The 20,744-nt window shown below is 38.5% G+C and carries 20 protein-coding genes and 1 pseudogene; 3 read left to right on the top strand and 18 right to left on the bottom strand.

Features of this window, described 5'->3' with window-relative positions; genetic code table 11:
* Positions 1-28 precede the first annotated feature (28 nt).
* A complete protein-coding gene (locus ACTVAI_RS05750) occupies positions 29-484 on the bottom strand; it encodes a DUF948 domain-containing protein (RefSeq protein ID WP_443473054.1) in 456 nt (151 codons plus the stop codon).
* A gap of 211 nt (positions 485-695) precedes the next feature.
* Here ACTVAI_RS05750 and ACTVAI_RS05745 point away from each other — a divergent pair, with 211 nt between their 5' ends.
* On the top strand, positions 696-1,595 hold the full coding sequence (locus ACTVAI_RS05745; RefSeq protein WP_443486134.1) for a mechanosensitive ion channel family protein: 900 nt from the start codon (positions 696-698) through the stop codon (positions 1,593-1,595).
* A 38-nt stretch (positions 1,596-1,633) separates the two neighbouring features.
* Here ACTVAI_RS05745 and cbpB read toward each other — a convergent pair whose 3' ends face one another.
* From cbpB to racE, 4 genes and pseudogenes are all read right to left on the bottom strand, one after another.
* Positions 1,634-2,119 (bottom strand): cyclic-di-AMP-binding protein CbpB, encoded by a 486-nt coding sequence (gene cbpB / locus ACTVAI_RS05740; protein ID WP_443473052.1) that lies wholly within the window; start codon positions 2,117-2,119, stop codon positions 1,634-1,636.
* 58 nt (positions 2,120-2,177) lie between these two features.
* Positions 2,178-2,702, bottom strand: coding sequence for a YfcE family phosphodiesterase (locus tag ACTVAI_RS05735; RefSeq protein WP_443486133.1), 525 nt, complete (start codon positions 2,700-2,702; stop codon positions 2,178-2,180).
* Positions 2,703-2,720: 18 nt separating this feature from the next.
* A pseudogene (locus ACTVAI_RS05730) lies at positions 2,721-3,314 on the bottom strand (XTP/dITP diphosphatase); the annotation flags it as partial.
* Between the two features lie 16 nt (positions 3,315-3,330).
* Positions 3,331-4,149: a glutamate racemase gene (racE, locus tag ACTVAI_RS05725; protein ID WP_443473050.1), complete on the bottom strand. Its 819-nt coding sequence runs from the start codon at positions 4,147-4,149 to the stop codon at positions 3,331-3,333.
* Positions 4,150-4,239: 90 nt separating this feature from the next.
* On the opposite strand from racE, the gene ACTVAI_RS05720 reads away from it, so the two are divergent.
* Together ACTVAI_RS05720 and ACTVAI_RS05715 are read left to right on the top strand one after the other, a co-directional pair.
* A complete protein-coding gene (locus tag ACTVAI_RS05720) occupies positions 4,240-4,542 on the top strand; it encodes a hypothetical protein (protein ID WP_443473049.1) in 303 nt (100 codons plus the stop codon).
* 246 nt (positions 4,543-4,788) lie between these two features.
* Positions 4,789-5,199 carry a DUF2507 domain-containing protein gene (locus tag ACTVAI_RS05715; protein ID WP_443473048.1) on the top strand — a complete coding sequence of 137 codons (411 nt, stop codon included), beginning with the start codon at positions 4,789-4,791 and terminating at the stop codon, positions 5,197-5,199.
* A 292-nt stretch (positions 5,200-5,491) separates the two neighbouring features.
* Here the strand turns inward: ACTVAI_RS05715 and trxA are convergent, their stop codons facing one another.
* The 13 genes from trxA to ACTVAI_RS05650 form a co-directional block, all read right to left on the bottom strand.
* A complete protein-coding gene (gene trxA / locus ACTVAI_RS05710) occupies positions 5,492-5,803 on the bottom strand; it encodes a thioredoxin (protein WP_443473047.1) in 312 nt (103 codons plus the stop codon).
* 74 nt (positions 5,804-5,877) lie between these two features.
* On the bottom strand, positions 5,878-8,256 hold the full coding sequence (locus tag ACTVAI_RS05705) for an endonuclease MutS2 (RefSeq protein ID WP_443473046.1): 2,379 nt from the start codon (positions 8,254-8,256) through the stop codon (positions 5,878-5,880).
* Between the two features lie 36 nt (positions 8,257-8,292).
* Positions 8,293-8,841 (bottom strand): CvpA family protein, encoded by a 549-nt coding sequence (locus ACTVAI_RS05700; RefSeq protein ID WP_443473045.1) that lies wholly within the window; start codon positions 8,839-8,841, stop codon positions 8,293-8,295.
* Between the two features lie 4 nt (positions 8,842-8,845).
* A complete protein-coding gene (locus tag ACTVAI_RS05695) occupies positions 8,846-9,307 on the bottom strand; it encodes a cell division protein ZapA (protein ID WP_443486132.1) in 462 nt (153 codons plus the stop codon).
* 116 nt (positions 9,308-9,423) lie between these two features.
* Positions 9,424-11,838 carry a phenylalanine--tRNA ligase subunit beta gene (gene pheT / locus ACTVAI_RS05690; protein ID WP_443473043.1) on the bottom strand — a complete coding sequence of 805 codons (2,415 nt, stop codon included), beginning with the start codon at positions 11,836-11,838 and terminating at the stop codon, positions 9,424-9,426.
* A gap of 3 nt (positions 11,839-11,841) precedes the next feature.
* A complete protein-coding gene (pheS, locus tag ACTVAI_RS05685) occupies positions 11,842-12,891 on the bottom strand; it encodes a phenylalanine--tRNA ligase subunit alpha (RefSeq protein ID WP_443473042.1) in 1,050 nt (349 codons plus the stop codon).
* 319 nt (positions 12,892-13,210) lie between these two features.
* Entirely contained in the window at positions 13,211-13,540 is a 330-nt protein-coding gene (locus ACTVAI_RS05680; protein ID WP_443473041.1) for a winged helix-turn-helix transcriptional regulator, read from the bottom strand.
* Between the two features lie 69 nt (positions 13,541-13,609).
* Positions 13,610-14,140, bottom strand: a complete 531-nt coding sequence (locus tag ACTVAI_RS05675; RefSeq protein WP_443473040.1) for an HD domain-containing protein — start codon at positions 14,138-14,140, stop codon at positions 13,610-13,612.
* Between the two features lie 102 nt (positions 14,141-14,242).
* The gene (locus tag ACTVAI_RS05670) at positions 14,243-14,983 is read right to left on the bottom strand and encodes a TrmH family RNA methyltransferase (protein ID WP_443473039.1); all 741 of its coding nucleotides are present in this window, start codon (positions 14,981-14,983) and stop codon (positions 14,243-14,245) included.
* A gap of 73 nt (positions 14,984-15,056) precedes the next feature.
* On the bottom strand, positions 15,057-16,391 hold the full coding sequence (locus ACTVAI_RS05665) for a murein hydrolase activator EnvC family protein (RefSeq protein ID WP_443473038.1): 1,335 nt from the start codon (positions 16,389-16,391) through the stop codon (positions 15,057-15,059).
* Between the two features lie 354 nt (positions 16,392-16,745).
* A complete protein-coding gene (gene pepV, locus ACTVAI_RS05660) occupies positions 16,746-18,149 on the bottom strand; it encodes a dipeptidase PepV (RefSeq protein WP_443486131.1) in 1,404 nt (467 codons plus the stop codon).
* Positions 18,150-18,193: 44 nt separating this feature from the next.
* Complete coding sequence (locus ACTVAI_RS05655; RefSeq protein ID WP_443473036.1) at positions 18,194-18,922, bottom strand: pseudouridine synthase; 729 nt, start codon at positions 18,920-18,922, stop codon at positions 18,194-18,196.
* 15 nt (positions 18,923-18,937) lie between these two features.
* Positions 18,938-20,689, bottom strand: coding sequence for a putative polysaccharide biosynthesis protein (locus ACTVAI_RS05650; RefSeq protein WP_443486130.1), 1,752 nt, complete (start codon positions 20,687-20,689; stop codon positions 18,938-18,940).
* Positions 20,690-20,744: the final 55 nt, after the last annotated feature.

The following is a 20,744-nucleotide window of genomic DNA, read 5'->3' as shown; positions in this document are numbered from 1 at the left end:
TTCTCTCCTTCATTATTAAATTTATTGTTTAGTAGACATTAATATTGGTGCTTTCAGCATTCTTTTTCTCTTTGCGACGACGATTTAGCGTCGTTGCCGTTCTTCCCAGCTTGCTGACAGTAGACTCTTTTTTAAGCTTGTGTGCTTTTCCAGTGACCGATGTTGCCAAGTTCCGCGTAGATTGATTCACATCAGATACTGTCACTCCAAGATCACCAATCGCTGTGAATAGCGGATCAGTTTTGCTGATTTTACCATTCAAATCATCAACCAATGTATTCGCCTTGTTTAACAATCCTTCGACCTCTATGGAAAGATGGTCTACATCTTTAGTAATCACTGCAACACTCTTATTTGCTTCTTCAGCAATTTTTGAAACCTCGCCGAGAACAACTGTTGCTTTTCGGATTGCCAGGATTAAAAATATGACCAATGCTGCAAATGCTATTGCCGCAATAAGTCCTGCTATTTCACCCCAACTCATATAAATTCACGCTCCCTTGCTAATTATTTGGCTACAATAAAGTGTTAGATACTATACATTATTGCAACACTTAACTTAATGAAATAATATCATAAGATACTATTGAATGCTATTGAAAGCACTTCAGAACCGATTAAACATACTCCCTTTGACCAGGAAATGAAAACATGATAATCTTTTTGTTGAAGTATAAAATAAAGGATGTTAACGGATGAAAATATTAACTACACTTATAGAAGACAACCCTATCGATGAAACGCTTGATTCTGTTGTGGAGTCCTCCAATTACTTTATGCAGTGGTGGCAAAACATTAATTGGTCAAACATAATCTCCCAGTTTATGACTAAAGTGATTTATTTACTTTTTACAATTTTTGTATTTCTACTAATAAAGAAAATTGTGAAATTTCTGTTGAAGCGTACTTTTGAAACGAAACGAAATAAAATGGATATTTCAAGCAGTCGAAGAAATACTGTCTATAAAATGGTTGATAATACGGTCTCTTATGTACTAGCTTTCTTCTTGGTATACACCATTCTCTCTATTCTTGGTATTCCTATTTCAACATTATTAGCCAGTGCTGGAATCGCCGGCCTTGCAATAGGATTAGGTGCGCAATCATTTATTAACGATATCGTCAATGGGTTTTTTATTTTATTGGAAAATCAATTTGATGTTGGTGATTCAGTAATTATCGGGGAATATTCCGGAAAAGTGGTCTCAATCGGATTACGTTCCACGCAGATACAAGGCTTCGATGGCACCCACCACTTTTTACCTAATCACACCATTGATGTTATCAGCAACAATTCCCGCAACGATATGCGTGCGTTAATTGAGGTTAAACTTCCCGCTGATACTGATTTCGAAAAAGTACGTAATATTTTGGAAACTGTCAATGATCGCTTAGTGCCTAATTTTTCAGAAATCGTGAGTGGTCCAAGCTATATCGGGCCCAATAATAGTGTCAATGGTTTAATGGTAATGAAGGTTACTTTCTACACCTTAAATGGCCAGCAATTCAATGTTCATGATCATTTTTTGGCGAAATACTTGGAAGAATTGAGCAAAGCCGGTATTTCACTTCCCACTCAAACATTTATAAGCTAATAAAAAAAAATCGCATACACCGAGTGTATGCGATTTTTTTAATGAATTCCGGAAATTGACTTTTCCTGTAAGTCGTATTGATTATGAATCTCATGAACGAGATGATTAACCCGACTGAGAATTTCTTTTCTTGTTACAATCCCTTTGAAGTATCCTTCTTGATTAACTAAACACAAAAAACTGTGATCAATTAATTTTCGTAGAATATCTTCCAATTCATCTGAAACTTCGACAATCGGAACATTTTTATCCATAACGTCTTGAACTTTCATAGTTTCAAGTTCTTCGAAACGGATTGCATCAATACCGATAATTGAATTAATGATCATAGACATTGAAACCAATCCTCGAATATGGGATTCGTTGTCCAATACCGGAATAGCATTGTAGCCAATTTTAGATAATACTAACATAGCATGATTAAGATTGTTGTTTATATTTAAGTTTGCGACATTTTCGCTAGATATGAAAATCTGGCCGTCATCATCTTGAAGGAGCATTCTTCTCACTTCTTCACTGATCATAGGTACCCTCCTCAAATTTTCTTATCTTAAGTATACGATGAATTCGTTTCCAATACAGTTATAATTTGATTAATTTATCGCTTTTAAAGGTTAAGGATTCTAGCTTTTCATGATTATGCCTGAACACTTCAATGACAAGTCGGTTTGATTCAACTGAGAGAATGCAATAAGTTCGTTCTCTCAAGTCTCCTCTGGGAGATTGGATACTGTCTGGATTAATAAAGTAGATGCCGTCTTTATAGTCGAATTTTAAAATATGTGAATGGCCATAAAAAACGATCGGGACTTCTGCTTTACGTGCCAAATCTTTCAGCGGTTCCAAGGACCATTTCACATCGTGACGATGTCCATGTACGATAGCATAATGTTGGCTGAGCTTACGACTTATGAATAATTCATCATAGCCGCCATCATAGTCACAATTGCCCCGAACGGTGTCCATCATTTCCCAAATAAGGTCATCCGAAGGTAACTCAGAATCCCCACAATGGACAAATGCATCCACTTCGTCTCCGTATTTTTCAGCAAGTTCATTCAGTATTTGTTTGTTTCCGTGGCTGTCACTGACAACTAAAATCCGCATGCCTTTCCCTCCAAATTCTTAAACAAACCACTCATCTATTTTTTCGTTCAATTTCATCAATGCCCGAGCACGATGACTAATGGTATTTTTCTCTTGGTCCGATAATTCAGCGAAAGTTTTTCCTAATTCCGGCAAGAAAAATAAGGGATCATAGCCAAATCCATTTTCGCCCTTAGGTATATTGGCAATTTGACCTGTGATGGTTCCATCTACCACCAAACTTTCCTTTTCAGAATGGGCCAATACCAAAGTACAATGGAAATGTGCTTGGCGATTGGACTCCCCCATTTCCCCTAGCATGGCTAAAACTTTTGCATTGTTGGCTGCATCACTTTTTGGTTCGCCAGCAAAGCGCGCAGAAAAAACGCCCGGTTGACCATCCAAGGCATCTATCATAATGCCAGAATCATCAGCCAAGACGGGGGCATTTAATAAAGAAGAGATAGTTTCAGCTTTTAAGCGCGCATTTTCTTCAAAAGTAAAGCCTGTTTCTTCCACCTCGGGGATTTCTGGATAATCCAGTAATGTCTTTATAGTAAAACCTTTTGGTTCAAGTAAGGTTTTAAAGTCTTTGGCTTTTCCAGCATTTTTAGTTGCAATAATAATTGTTTTCAATAATAACTCCCCTTTAAACTGTCACTTGTTCAACTTCTATATTATCTAACTCCAACCATTCTGTCGCAATTTCAGAAAATAGTCGTTCTGATCCGGTTGTGTAAAATTTATACTCCCGATCAGCTCGGTTTGAGTAATTTGCTGAAATTCCGTAGTAGTCCAATAACGTACTTACTTCAGATACTGTTTCAGCCCCCGAATCCACAAGAGTCACTTGTGGTCCCATTACATTCTGTATTTGATGTTTGAGTAAAGGATAGTGAGTACAGCCAAGTATCAAAGTATCCAGATTCGCTTTTGCCAAAGGCTCTAAGCTTTCATACACCACTTTTTTTGCGATGGAACTGTCTAATTGGTTGCTTTCAACTAATGGTACAAACTTTGGACAACTTAAACTCGTTACTTTTATAGTGGGATCCTTAGCTAAAAGCGTTGTTTCATAGACATTACTTTCAATAGTACCTTTTGTCCCAATAACACCGATTCGATTTTTTGTTGAATACTTGATTGCTGCACGACTACCTGGCAAAATAACACCAACCACAGGAATATCCACCCTACTTCTAATCTCATCAAGTGCAACTGCAGTCGCCGTATTACAGGCAATTACTAATAATTTAATTTCTTTTTCCATCAGGAACTCAACAAGCTCCCATGTAAATTGAACAATCTCTTCGGCGGGCCTAGGTCCATACGGACAACGTGCGTTATCACCGATATAGTAAATGGATTCATTGGGCAATTGTTTCATTGCTTGTTTGACTACTGTTAATCCACCCACGCCTGAATCAAGAAATCCTATTGCTTTTTCATTCATAATAAACGTCCCCATACTTTTAGTTACCGTAAATATTATAACAAATATTCGGCAGTTTAGCTTGGATATGATACAATTAAAGAAATATTAACTGGAGGTGGTTCTTTGAGTTATCAAGCAATTATAACGATCATGGACCGTGGAATTAGTGGCAAAGCTGTTGAGGCGGTCACGGAGACAGGCTCCCATTCAGGTACCCTGTTAAAGGGACGAGGCTCCGGTTTGCACGAAAAACAAAGAATCCTCAACGTAGCCCTTGAACCTGAAAAAGATATTCTATTGCTTGTCAGTAAAGAAGAAAATGTTGATGATATTATTCAGAATATCGATGAAAAAATAAAAATAACAGAGCCTGGCAATGGGCTCCTCGTCAGTATGCAAGTCAACCGCATCCACGGAATGCGTTAATCGTAGCGAGCATAGTAAGGGCTAGACACAACCTCGTGTCTAGCCTTTACCCTTTTGCTATATTCTTTTTGATTCTTCTTGCCAGTCCTGAATATATTTAATAACAGGAAGGATAAGCAAGATGAGACCAATCCACTTTCTCAAAGTTCTCATGCAAACAACCACCTTTCATATAGAACTCTTACAAATAAATTATGCATGAAATTTATGAGAAATGCCATTAATAACTACGAAAGAAGGATAAATATGTCTTCAAAAAATCGGGATGCCCTGATTGACTCCACACATTTCCCTTATATACTTATTAGAGATTTTCTGTTATCCAATATTTTGGGAGATGATAGGGATGAAATTTTATATTGGAGTGGGAAGGAGTTAGCGCGACAATTTCTCTTAACTGAAAAAGAAGATATCACAGAATCATTTTCTCATTGCGGATTTGGGGAGTTGGCAGTTTTAAAAAAAGATAAAAACAAACAAACATTCCAATTAATGGGTGATTTAATTGAAACGCGCCTCTTAAACCCGGCCGCTTCTTTTCAGTTGGAGGCTGGATTTTTGGCTGAACAAATGACCCACTTAAGCGGCTACAGCTGTGAAACAAAAGTAGAAATCATGGATGGGAAAACCGTTAATTTAATTGTCATTAGAGATTAAAAAGGTTCTATTATTTATGGTGTTGGTAGGTATTCTTCTCGGAAATCCCGAAGGACGGTGGAATTGCTTGTGGCCGTGTCAAGGAGGCAATGCGAAAGTAGGGACCGTTGATGCTTCAGCGTCTACGGTCCCTTTGAGGCTTGTAAGCCCGGTGACTACAGGCTCAGGGCGGTCCCACGGCAGTACACAAGCAAACACGCAGGCCGAAGGGCATTTCCTTCACCAACTCCAGATAACCAAGAATCATTAAAAAAGAGAAACCGGAAAATATCTCCGGTTTCTCTTTTTGTAATTATGCGTATTGTTCCAGAACTTCTTCAAGTTTTTCTTTTGGTGTGTAACCCACTAATTTTTCAACGACTTGGCCATCTTTTTTAACCAACAACGTTGGAATTCCCATAATACCGAATTGTTGTGGTGTTTCTGGGTTAGCATCCACGTCCATTTTTGCGAATGTTACTTTATCGCCCATCTCTTCATCCAATTCATCGATAATTGGTGATTGCATCCGACATGGACCACACCATGTAGCCCAAAAATCTACCAAAACTAAGCCATCTTTTGTTTCTGTTTCAAAATTTGCATCTGTAATTTCTTTAACCATTATAATTACCCCTTTAGTTTGCTTTTTTGTATATATAGTATATCAAATTATTTTTTTGAAACCTACTTATCTGCCTACCCCTTGAATACCGCTATTGTTGCACCATCTCCACCTGAACTCGGTGGTGCGAACGCGAACGATTTAACCTGGGGATGCTTCTTAAGAGCCTCAGTCACACCCTTACGGATTGCGCCAGTCCCTTTACCATGCACAATTGTAACGTTTGGGTATCCGGCTAATAAAGAGGCATCCAGATAACGATCCAATTCTTGCATCGCCTCTTCATACCTTAAACCACGTAAATCAAGTTGGGTCGCAACATGGCTTTCTGCACTCGAGCGAATTGTGGCAATCTGACGTTTCTTTCTTTTGGTCTCTTTCTCAGGCTCAGGTTGAATTTTCCTTAAATCAGCTTCCGGGAGTTTCATTTTCATAATTCCCAATTGAACAACCCATTGATTTTTTCCTGCTTTTTCTACCAATATGCCGCGTTGGCCATAAGATTCTGTAATGACTTCGTCGCCTGGTTTAAGTTTCTTTTTCTCTTTTTCGCGACGGAGTACTTTATTATCTGGGATTGTTTCTTCTTGATGAAGTTTATCGAACTGACTGCGCAAGCCAATTAACTCATGTTCTTTGACTTGGGCATTTTTTGATACATTCATCTGCATTTCCCTGATTTCCTGCATAAGAAATTCGGCTTCTTCTTTGGTCTTATCAACTATTTGGTTCGCTTCTTTTTTTGCTTTCTCAATTTCTTTTGCTTTCGTTAATTCTAGCGTATCGGTGGCTTTTTTCAGTTCTTCCAACAACTTATCTGATTCTGCAATTTGTTGACGCAACCGATGTGATTCTTGTTCAGCTTTGCGTCTTTTCTGTTCTAAATCAGCAATCATTTCATTCAGTGACTGATTTTCTTCTTGAATGAAGCCGGAAGCTTGTTCAATTATTTGACTGGGGATTCCTAAACGACGAGAAATATCGAAGGCATTGCTTCGACCAGGTATACCAATCTGAAGACGATAGGTCGGTGCTAATGTCTCTCCGTTAAATTCCATACTCGCATTGATGGTTCCAGGACGATTGTAGGCATATACTTTCAGTTCAGGATAATGGGTTGTTGCCATCACATAACTGCCCTTACCACCTATATAATCCAGAATGGAAATAGCTAGAGATGCCCCTTCTTGTGGGTCAGTCCCAGAGCCTAATTCATCAAACAAGAGTAAGGAATTTGCATCTGCTTGATCAAGAAAAGAAACGATATTTGTCATATGGGATGAAAAAGTACTCAAGCTTTGTTCAATGGATTGTTCATCACCGATATCAGCAAATATTTCAGTGAAAACACCGATTTGGCTGTTTTCTGCAGCTGGAATTTGCAATCCTGCCTGCCCCATTAATTGAATAAGACCAAGCGTTTTAAGAATAATTGTTTTACCACCTGTATTTGGACCCGTAATAATTAGCGCCTGATATTCTTCACCAATTAAAATGTCGTTTGCAACAACAGTATCTTGATCAATCAAAGGGTGCCTTGCTGCCCAAACGGCTATATGCTTATCCTTATTTAAATAAGGTTTGGTCGCATTGAGGCTGTCGGCATAACGCGCTTTAGCATTCATGATATCCAAATCAGTCAAGATAAGATGATTATAACGAAGCTCATTAATGTTCGGTTCCAGTAAAGCAGATAATTCGTAAAGAATACGTTCTTCTTCACGTGTCTCATCTGCCCGCAAAGTTCTAAGTTTGTTATTCAAATCAAGAACAGCTTGTGGTTCTATGAAGACTGTTTGTCCAGTGGAACTTTGGTCATGCATGATACCACCAAAAGCATTACGATATTCCTGTTTTACTGGCAAAACGAAACGATCATTTCTGATGGTTACCAAAGTGTCACTCAGATAATTAGACTTATTTCGAATTAAATCATCGAGTTTTGTCCGTATTGCTCCTTCGCTCGCTTTGATGGACTGACGAATGCGCCTAAGTTCTGGACTCGCATCACTTAAAATATCACCATCGTCTGAGACTGAAGCACTTATTCTTTTTCTTAATTCTGGTAAATCTACTAATTTTTCAACGATATCATAAAGATGGTAAAACGCAATTTCATGTTCGTGGAACCATTCAAAAAAATGCAAGACATCTTTAGTCGTACTGAGGACACGTCCAATTTGAGCGATTTCTTTACCATTCAACGAACCACCAATTTGAAGACGTTTCAGAGGCATGCCTATATCCTTCAACCTAGGAACAGGAATGCCTCCTTTTAACCGAAGTACTTTTCGTCCATCATCAGATTCATCTTGTTTCCGTTGTACATCTTCAAAATTTGTATAAGGTTCCAATACCAATAAATCTTGCTTACCATTTTCCGTAGCAGCATACTGTGCTAATTGCTGCCTAATTTTATCAAACTCCAAAGTTTTAATAATCTTTGAATTCAACCCGTTCACCTCTCTTGCGGTTGATTCTTTTTTTTATTAACCTGCAATAACCCCGATCCACCAGTCATAAATTGTTTGAGATAAGAATGGTGTGTTTTGGATTATCCAATTAGCTAAACCACTTCCACTCAGTTGATTCTGAATAAAATCAAAAGGAATAAAAGTTAAAAATGTTAAAGAAAGGAAAATACCAATATACTGCATGATAAAACCTAAAACTCCTCCACCCAACGTGTTTACTTGTTTCAATACAGGTATAAAAGCTAAAGAATTCAACATGTATCCGATAATGCGAGTCACTAACCAACCTACTGCAATAATAAGTAAGAACGATAAAGCATTATAAAAAGCTATATCAAGATTTAATTTCTCGATAGTATTGTAATATATCATCTCGTCCCCGATTCCAGGTTGGGAGTAAGGTATCAACATTTCCAAATGTTCAGATAATTGTAAATAGTAATTTTTTGCTACGAAAAACGAAATGACATAGCCCACTGTATGGACAACTTGCAGAATCAGTCCCCGACGCATGCCGGCATAAATTCCGATAAATAAAATGAATAAAATTATTAGTGTTAACATAATATCACCTTTTTTCAGTTTCACCTGGTCTGTTCAATAGCTTTTCTTTTGACGCACTTGGCATCCCAGGGGTATTTGTTCTTTTTGTTGCAGTACGTTTTTTTGTTATCAATCTGTTCTCAGCCCGAACAGGTTTTTGTTGGGACTGCAATACTTTAGAAGCTTGAGTCGTAACTTTACTTACAGAACTCTTATTTGGTGTCGTTTTTCCCTTCTCCAATTCTGAAATACGTTGTTTCAATTCGTTTATTTCTACTTGCTTACTGATAGCATCTGAAATAGCATTCACTGCAACCAATACGGATCGTTGTTCAATATCCAATTCAGGCATGGCAGCTTTTATTTGGGTGATTTTATCATTTGCAATTTCCGAAACCGTTTTAAGATGCTCTTCAGGTTTATTAGCTAAAATTGTATAAGGTCTTCCGGCAATGATGGTTTTGAACCGACGCTTCTCTTCGCTCATTCTCGTTCCTCCTTTGGCTACATCTTTTATATTTTAACATGTTTCCTTCTTGTTTTCAGTAAATTAACAAGAAAAAGCCATCCAAACATGAGATGTTGTTCGGATGGCACTTGTTACTATCTTATTGTTGCATTTAGCTCTTCACTAAGCGCTAATTTTACTGTTTCAACTGCTGAAGTAACTTCCTCATCTACTAATGTAGCTGTTGGGTTCAGGAAGGCCAACGAATAAGCCATTGATTTCATACCCTCTTCAATACCTTTACCTTGATAGATATCAAATAACTGCACGTTTACCAAGTTTTTGCCAGCTTTAGCTTCAATTACAGCTTTGATTTCTTCATGCGTTACCGTTTCAGAAACCAAAATGGCCAAGTCGCGACTTATTCCTGGGAATTTAGGAATTGGTTGTTGAGAAACCATTGTTTTATCAACATTCAGAACAGCATCTAAATTAAATTCAAAAACGTAAGTATCTTTTAAATCATATTCAGATGCAATGCCTGGATAAACTTGTCCGACATAACCAATAACTTCATTATTCAAGATAATATTTGCTGTACGACCTGGGTGCATCCAATCAATATCACGGTTTGCTTCAAAACGAATTGCTTTAAGAACGCCCATCGACTCGAAGTAAGCTTCTAAAATGCCTTTAACGTGGTAGAAATCAACCGCAACAGATTCTTGTTGCCAATTTTTACTTGCCACATTCCCCGTCAAGATCCCAGCTACTTGTTCTGCTTCAATTGGAAGAACATCCGCTTCGTTAGGTAGGAAGATCTTACCTATTTCATAAAACTGGATATCGGAATTTTTTCTCGCCACATTATATGTGGCATTTTCTAATAAACTAGCTAGTAAATTCATACGAAGTGTTGAACGATCTTCACTCATCGGCCAGGCTAGACGAATAGGTTCGCCTGTTTCAAGTGTGAAAGCCTTCGCTTTATCTTGGGTTGTTAAAACATAACTGATATTTTGTGTAAGTCCTGCAGCTTCCAAATAATTACGTGACTGACGAACAACTTTTTGTTTATTCGTCAACTTACCTGGAGTACCTGCTGTAACTGGAAGTGTTGCCGGCAGACGATCATAGCCATAAATACGCGCAACTTCTTCAATAATATCAGCTTCGATACTGATATCCCATCTTCTAGGAGGAACAGAAACGGTAATTAAATCACCAGTAACTGAATGCCCGAAACCTAACTGTTCAAAGATAGCTTCTACTTCAGTTAGTGGAATTTCGGTTCCTAAAGTACGATTTATCTTTTCCAATGTAATGGCCACAGTCACATCAGTAGATTTTATAGTATCTACAGAAGCTGTACCCGCAACGATAGTACCTCCAGCCAATTCACTCATTAATTGAGCAGCATAGTGGCCCGCTTCCTGAATGGTTGCAACATTGATACCTTTTTCAAATCGTGCACTTGACTCACTACGCAAATTGAATTTTGTACCTGTTTTACGGATTGATAAAGCATCAAATAGTGCAGCTTCTAAAGCAACGTTTACCGTTTTATCAGTTATTTCTGAATCTAAACCGCCCATTACGCCAGCCAAAGCAATCGGTTCGGAACCATTTGTAATCACGATATTAGATTGATCAAGTGTACGTTCAACACCATCCAGTGTTGTGAATAGTTCGCCTTCATTGGCACGACGCACTTTGATTTGTCTAGATCCGATTTCATCGTAATCAAAAGCATGTAGAGGTTGTCCATACTCAATTAAAATGTAATTTGTAATATCCACCACATTATTTATTGGACGAATTCCAGCATTCATTAATTTGGTTTGTAACCAAAGCGGACTCTCAGCAATTTTCACATCTTTTATGACTTGGATATGGTAAGCTGGCGCATCTTTTGTATCGCTAACTTCAACACTTATATAGTCATTGATGTCCCCTGTTTGCTCTGGCAATTGTGGCACTTGGAAAGTCGCTTTTTTATTGTAAATAGCAGCTACTTCATGGGCAACACCACGCATACTGAGAGCATCGGCTCGGTTAGGAGTGATATCAATATCAAGGATTTGATCATCCATATTCAGGACTGTTGTTACATCCAGTCCAATTTCTGTGTCTTCTGGCAGCACGAAAATGCCATCTGCATATTTCTTCGGAATAACACTTTCCGGATAACCTAGCTCATCTAATGAACAAATCATCCCGTTGGAAACTTCACCACGGATTTTACCTTTTTTGATTTTATAATTGCCCGCAATGCGCGCCCCATGTAAGGCAACGATTACCTTTTGTCCTGCCGCGATATTTGGCGCACCACAAACGATTTGGATAGGTTCGTCCGCTCCAACATCAACTTGGCAAATATGGAGGTGATCTGAATCCGGGTGATCAACGACTTCTAATGTTAATCCCACAACAATTTTTGACAAACCTTCACTAGGTTTAATCACACCATCTACTTCAACCCCGGTACGGGACATTTTTTCAGCTAATTCATCAGCAGTAATATCATTTATATCAAGATATTCCTGTAACCATTTATAAGAAACTTTCATCGATTATTGCTCCTTCGCTTTGAATTGATCTAAGAACCGTTTGTCATTTTGATAGAAATGACGGATATCATCAATTCCATATTTCAACATAGCCACACGCTCTGCTCCTACACCGAAAGCGAAGCCGGTATATTTATTAGAATCTACGCCTGACATTTCTAAAACATCCGGATGAACTTGTCCGGAACCTAAGATTTCGATCCAGCCGCTGCCCTTACATACATTACAACCATTGCCACCACATTTAAAGCAACTTACGTCTACCTCAACGGAAGGTTCAGTAAATGGAAAATAACTTGGACGGAGACGGATTTCGCGTTCCTCACCAAATAGCTTTTTGGCAAATACATCCAAGGTACCTTTTAAATCACTTAAAGTAACATTTTCCGCCACTACTAAACCTTCAATTTGAGTAAATTGATGGGAGTGTGTCGCATCGTCACTATCTCGGCGATAAACTTTACCCGGACTGATCATTTTCAAAGGCCCTTTTTCAAAGTCATGTTTTTCCATTGTCCGCGCTTGAACAGGTGAAGTATGTGTACGCATTAATATTTCATCGGTAATGTAGAATGTATCTTGCATATCACGAGCTGGATGATCTTTAGGCAAATTCATTTTTTCAAAGTTATACGAGTCCAATTCCACTTCCGGGCCGTCAATAACTTGATAACCCATACCAAGGAAAAAGTCTTCTATTTCTTCCATAATTTGCGTCAGAACATGCTTCGTTCCAATGGTTACTTTTTTACCAGGTAACGTAACATCAATCGTTTCTGATTCGATTTGTGCTGTTAATGCTTGTTCTTCTAAAACGACTTTAACACCTTCAATTGCTTGTGCGATATCATCACGAACGTTATTGGCAATTCCACCAATGACGGGACGCTCTTCAGCAGCCACATCCTTCATCCCGCGCAAAGCCTCGGTGATAGGTCCTTTTTTACCTAAATATGCGACACGATAACTATTTAATTCATTCAAGTTCTTTGAAGCTTTAATCTTGTTTAAAGCTTCTAAACGGAGTGTTTCTAGTTGCTCTTTCAATCCCATTAACTTTCCCTCACAGTCTATAATTTTGCACAAAAAAATACCTCATCCCCAAAAAGGGACGAGATATCGCGGTACCACCCTTGTTTTGCCCGAAAAACCGGAACAACACTTCATTCGTTAACGACAAAACTGCCGGGTCTTTATTCATTGCAGTTGCAAATCCCAAAGCCTGCTCCAGGAGTGAAAATCTTGCCGTCCACGTCCATTTGCTCTCAGTCACGGCAAATTTTCCTGTAGTTCGTTTTTCTGGCAGATGGTTCCCATCAGTGCATTTATACTATTTCATTCAATTTATCAGTAAATCGGTTCAACGTCAAGATTAGATTGTAATCCATTTATTTGACCAATCCTGAATTTCAATCATGACCTTCTCTAAATTTTTCCCTTTTTCGGTCAAGCCATATAAAATTCTTATTGGACCATCTGTCAATTCTTTACGGACAACAATTTCTTCGTCTTCAAGTTCTTTCAATCGTTCCACTAAAACGCGATCACTCACGCCTGGGATTTCCTCAGCAATTTCTTTAAACCGGTGATCACCCGTTAGCAAGACTTCGATAATTAGACCTGACCATTTTTTTCCAAATATCATGAACGTCTTTTCGAATTTCGGACAAATGCATGAATGCATCTCCATTGTTTCTTCCATAGCGTTCACCTCTTTTCCTTGAATAATATTTATTAAAAAAGTAGGCAGTTTAGCCTACTTTTCGCGTTTTTAGAAAGAAATCGAATTTGCAACAATCGTTTGCTTAACCAAATTCCATTTTTCTGAAAGCGATAGTTTCGCTTTAGCAATAACTGGAGAAATTGCTTCATCGCAAGCACAATACTTATCAACTAAAGTGACAACGAAGCTTTCTTTATATTTTGGCATGGCAACCGTCGCACCCCACATATGTTTGAGGATGATGTCTTTTTCTAAATCTGAGAGCTCCGTGAGCTTTTCGGCATTCGCACAAGCAATCCGTGGGTGAACGTAAGCATGTGAACCCTCGTCAAATTTAGTTGTGCGCCAGTCATAATAAAAAAGATCGTGTAAAAGACCTGCTCGGGCAATAGCGCGCGTATTACAGTTAAATTTTTTGCCAATACAGAAGCTACGATAAGCGACAGAAATAGAGTGATCTAAACGAGTGCTATGGTAATGTTGCGTAATACCTTTAAGTTGTTGGACTTCTTCATACGCTAGTAAATCACTGATATGCGATACAAATTCTTCGTCCAATTCCCATTTCTGTAATTCCATTCATCATGCTCCTTTTATTTGTTCGAAGTTTATTATACATGAAAATGTTACTTTGAAAAGACTTTTTACTTACTTTTAGTCAAATTGTAACATTATTCACAATTATACAAAGTGGTACATGAGTATACCGCCAGCAATTGCTACGTTCAAAGACTCTGCTTTACCGACAATTGGTATATAAAGGTTACGGGTAGTTTTACTCAACACTTCAGAAGAAACACCGTTTCCTTCGTTTCCTAGCACGATGGCAACATTATCTGTTTTTGAAACGGAACGAAAATCTTTCGCATTTTCATCTAGAGCAGTCCCATAAACATATTCAAAATGATCCATTATGGATGCAATACTTCCTCGGTATATGGGGATATGAAATTGACTTCCTTGCATCGAGCGCACCACTTTATCGTTATAAGGGTCCACACTTCCATTCCCAAAAATGACACCATCGAAACCTGCGGCATCCGCAGTTCTTACAATAGTCCCCCCATTCCCGGGATCTTGGACTCCATCCAGAATGACATATTTTCCATCGAAAGAATCTGGCAATTCTAGTCTAGGTATGTCAAGGATACAGAATATACCTTGCGAAGTCTCTGTTTGTGACAAAGACTTCATGATGTCTTCGGTTACGAGGATTGCCTCGTCTCTTTGGTCAGCAGATAGTTTGTCAACAAATTTATCGGTCACAATAATGGTATTGAGCTTGACATTACTTTTAATGGCTTCTAGATATAAATGTTCCCCTTCGATTACGTATTGATTCGATTCTTTTCTTCCTTTGGTAGTATGTAATTTTTTCCACTGTTTAATTTTTTGATTTTTTACAGAGGTAATATTCTCCATTTTAGGATCCCCCTCATTAATTAGAAAAGAGTCATTGTTCCTAATGGAAAACAATGACTCTTCATATTATGCATTATAGTGAAAAATAATTCAACGGGTTAATGCGAACACCATTTTCGTAAACTTCAAGATGCAAGTGGACACCGGTAGATTCGCCAGTAGTCCCCATGATTCCGACTTGTTGTCCTTGGCTGACATACTGCCCTGGAGCAACCATCAATGACGGAGTCATATGTGCATACAATGTTTTAACGTTATTACCATTAATGGTACCGTGGTTTACAACTACGTAATAACCCCATGAAGGGCTGTAAGTTGCCACTTCCACAGTTCCTTCGCGGGCTGCAACGATTGCACCACTACCTGCGAAGTCAATACCATTGTGTGAATGGTATGTTCCAGAAATCGGATGGAATCTCATTCCGTAAGGTGAAGAGATATACCCGGATGCTGGACGAATGAAACCACCTGATCCAGAATTAGAAGATGCCGGTGCTGCTGCTACTTGTTCAGTAGAGGCAACCATATTTGCTGCTGCTTCGGATTCTGCAGCTGCTGCTGCGGCTGCTGCTTCAGCTTGTTCACGAGCCAATCTATCGGCTTCAGCTTTTTCACGGGCGATACGCTCTTGTTCGATACGTTTTTCTTCTGCTGCAATTTCTGAACTGATTTCACTTGTTTGTGCGGCTAAATCAGATTTTGTAGATTGCAATTTCTTTTTCTCGTTTTCGGTCAACTTAACGTTTTCCAATACAAGCGTGATTTGATGATTCAATTCATTTTGTTGTGAAACAACATTATTTTTGCTGACAATAATTTGTTGTTTCATCGCTTCAGCAGCAACTTTTTCGTCTTCAACTGCCGATTTTGTATTTTCAACTTCTTTTTTATCATTTTCTTGCTGTGTAACAATATCTTTATTGGCTGTAATCAAACGGTTTACAGTAGATATTTTCCCTACCATATCAGTTAAAGATTCAGAATTCATGACAATAGATACCATATCCGTCATACTAGCTTCTGTTTGAATAACACGAGCTTGATTGTTCAACTTCTCTGTACGTTGTTCAATAATGTTTTGAAGTTCTTCAATCTTGGCTTGTAATTCAGTAATCTTTTGTTCGATTTTTTGTAGTTCAGCTTCTTGTTTTTCAAGTTGCAATAATAATTCATCTATACTCTTTTGTAGTTCCGCGACGCGGCTTTCCAAATTAGCTTTTTCGTCTTCTAAGTTCTTTAAAGAAGATTCTTTTTCATTGATTTTATTTTGAACATCCTGAGACTTTTGTTCTAATTGGCTTTTTTCTTTGTTAAGTTCATCTAATGTTCCTGCTTGTACTTGCATCCCGCCTACTAGTGGTGATAACAAGACCATTGAAGATAACAATGCTATATACTTTTTATTCAATGTTTACTCTCCTTTGTCATTTCTCACAATGAGCAGTATAACATTGATGGCATCGTAATTCTGTAAAGGGAATATGACATTTTGATTGCATCAACCCTGAAAAGGTGGTAGCTAGGCTTGTTTTATATTTTTAAAATAAACCTATATAACGAAATCGAAATGTTCATTTATGAACACAATGGCTGATTATAAATCACTATATTATCTATTAATTGTTGTTTCACAAAATTATATTTATAGTTTTCAAAGTTTGTTCATATTTCGATTGTAACATTTGTAATCTTTCTGTAATGATTTTCGCATTTTTATTCACTAACTCAAAAAAAAGAGCCGCAATTAGCGACTCTTTCAACATTATTTAATTAATTCATAGATAGCATCAGCATAAATGGCCGTAGCGCGGAACAAATCGTCCAAAGCCAGGAATTCATTCGCTTGGTGCATGGTGTCAATGCTATCCGGGAATAAAGCGCCATAAGCAACACCGCGTTTCAATAGACGACCGTATGTGCCGCCTCCAATAGAACGCTCTTTGCCTTTTAACCCCGTATGTTTTTCATAAACAGCCAGAAGTGTCTTAACTAGCGGATCATCTGCCGGGACATAATGCGGCTCTTTGCCTAATCCACCTTTTGCAATTGTAATGCCGTATTGACTTAAAGCTGCTTCAAGATTAATTTCCAGACCTTCCGCTGAAACACCCGTTGGATATCGGAAATTCAAGGCGATTTGGCCACCCTCTTCAGCTGTAAAAGTGAAGATACCCGCATTCATTGTTAGTTCGCCCATGATTTCATCGGTATGAGCCAGACCAAGTTTTTCTGCCGTGAATTCAAGATGGATATAATCAGTAATTAGACTAAAGAATTTTGCTGCTTCTCCGCCAAAGTTGAACTGATTCAAGAAAACAGCCAAATAAGTACCGGCGTTAATACCAGCTGCTGGGTTCATCCCGTGTGCAGATTTACCAACTACTTCAATTGTGACAGTATCGCCTTCAACAGTAACGGTCCCTTTAACAGGGTTGTTTTCAACGAAATTATCCCAAGCCGTCTTAATGTTTGCTGTTTCAGAACTTGTAAATACGACAGTCGCATCTTGCGGAACCATGTTTTCTCTTAAACCAGCATCAAAGCTGGTTAATTGATTCTTTCCGCCTGCTACCTCATTTCGGAAGCGAACGTATAGAGATTGATTCCCTTTTTCACCGTTGATGATTGGGAAATCAGCGTCTGGAGAGAAACCAAAAGCTGGGGTTTCTTCGTGCTTAAGGTAATGTGTCATACATTGCCAGCCACTTTCCTCATCTGTGCCGATAATCATGCGGACGCGTTTAGAAACTGGTAAACCTAAATCACGAATAATTTTGATGGCATAGTAAGCTGCCATCGATGGGCCCTTGTCATCACTTGATCCCCGTGCATAAATACGATCGTTCTTGATAATAGGTTCAAAGGGATTTGTTTCCCAACCCGTTCCTGTAGGAACCACATCAACGTGACCAAAAACGCCCATCAATTCTTCGCCAACACCATACTCAATATGGCCTGCTAAATTATCAACATTTTTTGTAATAAATCCATCCCGTTCACCAATTTCAAGGAAAGCTTCTAATGCTTCTTTTGGTCCAGGACCAACAGGCATTTCCGGTGTCGCCTTTGAATCATCTCGCACACTATCAACTCGTAAAATTGTAAATAAATCTTCTAGAAGTGCTTCTTTTCGCATTTCTACTTCTTTTGTCCAGTTAATTTCCATAGAGACACATCCTTTTTTAAAATCATGTATATAGTTTAACACTTTTAGCGGTTTTCGGGCAGAAATTCCTTCAAGTCATTCAATTCTTGTTCCGTAAGTGGACGGAATTTTCCTTGTTTCAATGTGTCATCCAGTTTCAGGCTACCCATAGTCAAACGCTTCAAGTAAGTCACTTCTTTCCCACATGCCAAAACCATGCGCTTCACCTGATGAAATTTACCTTCTTCAATGGTAATTTTCACTTGGGAAGATTCATCTGTACTGCTGATAATTTCTAAAGAAGCTGGTAGGCATTTATATCCGTCCTCCAAAATAATCCCTGCTTCAAAAGCAGCAATATCCTTTTCATCCATGACACCTTTAACCTCAGCGTAATACGTTTTCTTCACATGTTTTTTAGGTGATAAAAGAAAATGAGCTAATTCCCCATCATTGGTAATTAATAACAGTCCTTCTGTATCTTTATCCAGCCTTCCTACCGGAAAAGGCTCAAATCGTCGGGATTCATCATCTAATAAATCAATAACCGTTTTTTGTACATTGTCTTCCGTTGCACTCAAGTAACCTGCTGGTTTATGCAACATTAAGTAAATGTACTTTTGATAATGTACAGTTTCCCCATCAACTGATACAACATCTTTTTTCACGTCCAGGATAAAGTCTCCTTTGGTGGCAACCGTTCCATTAATCTGAACAACTTTCTTTTTCAGTAATTGTTTAACATCTTTACGACTTCCAAAACCTGTATGAGACAAAAATTTATCTAACCGCATCAAATATTCACCTCATTAACTAATTCGCAATTTTTCTCTTAAAGACCCAACGCGTGAGCCAAGAACAGCGTCGGCTACTCGCAGTTTTAGCAATAAGTACACATAAATCGCACCACCGATACCCGCAATGATCAATACCATGAGCAATGCGATCAGTTTGCGTTCTGGGACCATAAACAAACCCATAATACGACTTACAAAGTGAGCAATCAAGAACATATAACCGGTAGACAAACTAATCAGACCGATGATTTTACCGGTCCCTTTAACATTAAACGGCACCAATTTGTATATCTTCACGAGTGATAATGCGGACGTTACAATAAATCCTAACGCTGTCGCATACAAAGCTCCCGCTGTTCCAAATAATGCTATAAATGGATATTGAACCAGTAATTTAATTAACATCCCTATTACCAAGTAAATGATTGCTTCCTTGTGCTTGCCGAAAGATTGCAGTATCGAAGATACAATCGTAAAAGCACCAAGAATAATACTCATCAAAGAGGAAATAGCTAACAAGCGAATCCCTACTGGTGTCAATTCTGTAATTGGATAAAATAAATTATATATTGGTGCAGCCACTACCATCATTCCAAAGGCAGCGGGGAACATGGCAAAAGCAAACAATTCAAAAATCTGTCTAATTTGATTCCCGAGTTGTTGAATATTTCCCTTGATGTAATTTTCAACCAAAAGTGGGATTGAAGTTGCAGCCATTCCCACCGCTAAGGAAATGATAATCATAATCAACTTATCCGCATTAAAACTAAACAAGCCATAAAGAGTACTGATCATTTCTGAATCAAATTCTGTCGTCATCTCCATAATAGGTTTAAACGTAAACTGATCGACTAACTTGGCAAAGGTGATTCCTGAACCAATAATGATAAAGGGAATGGATTCTTTCACCATTTCTTTAATTGCACTGGCGACGTTTAACTGTGATCCGTTTTCACTACTGGCCTCAATCGCCTCCCCATAAACGCGCATATGTTTCTGGTAATACCACATTAACATCACTAATGAAGCAACCGCCCCAACAAATGCCGCAAAGGTAGAATGGGCTACAGCTGTTGAGAAATCGCCATTGAATACATTCATAACGATAAAAGTCGCTAAAAGAATGTAAATCACCCGAATCACTTGTTCAATCACCTGGGTGATTGCGGAGGGAACCATATTTTGATAGCCCTGGAAGTAGCCTCGAATCAAACTCATGATGGGTACAATCAGCAATGCGGGTGCCAAAGATCGAATTACTAAGGTATTCGCTTCTACCGATACGCCAGGACTATTTGCGCCAATCATCGGTGCTAAGACATACATCAAAATAGCACTAACAAGTCCGGTTGCAATCATAAACAAGGAACTCTTTTTAAATAGTTCCTGTCCTTGACTGTATTGACCTTTGGCATTATACTGGGCGATTTGTTTCGACATCGCCGAGGGGAAACCCGCAATCCCGATTGAAAGAAATAACTGGTAGGGTGTATAGCCGACCGCAAACAAAGCATTTCCCATTTCAGCACTTGCTCCCATCATGGCATTCCAGGGAATAATATACAAAGCGCCTAACAACCGTGAAAAAATACTACCAAACGTCATCCAGAAAGTTCCCTGGACCATCTTATCTTCGCCCGTTGCTACCGGTTGGGCAACTTCTGCTGGCATAGGCGCTACTTCTTCCTTTTCAAAATCCTGGATTTTGTCGAGTATTTCTTTCTCTACTCTTTTTCTTTCTTTTCTACTGTTATAATTTGGCATTATTCAACCCTCAATTTTTTTACTTTTTTTACACTTTAATCATTTTACCAAACTG

The organism is Jeotgalibaca sp. A127, from assembly GCF_052266745.1.
Taxonomy (GTDB): Bacteria; Bacillota; Bacilli; order Lactobacillales; family Aerococcaceae; genus Jeotgalibaca.
The sequence above is the reverse complement of the archived record's forward strand: the minus strand, read 5'-3'. Positions and strand labels throughout refer to the sequence as shown.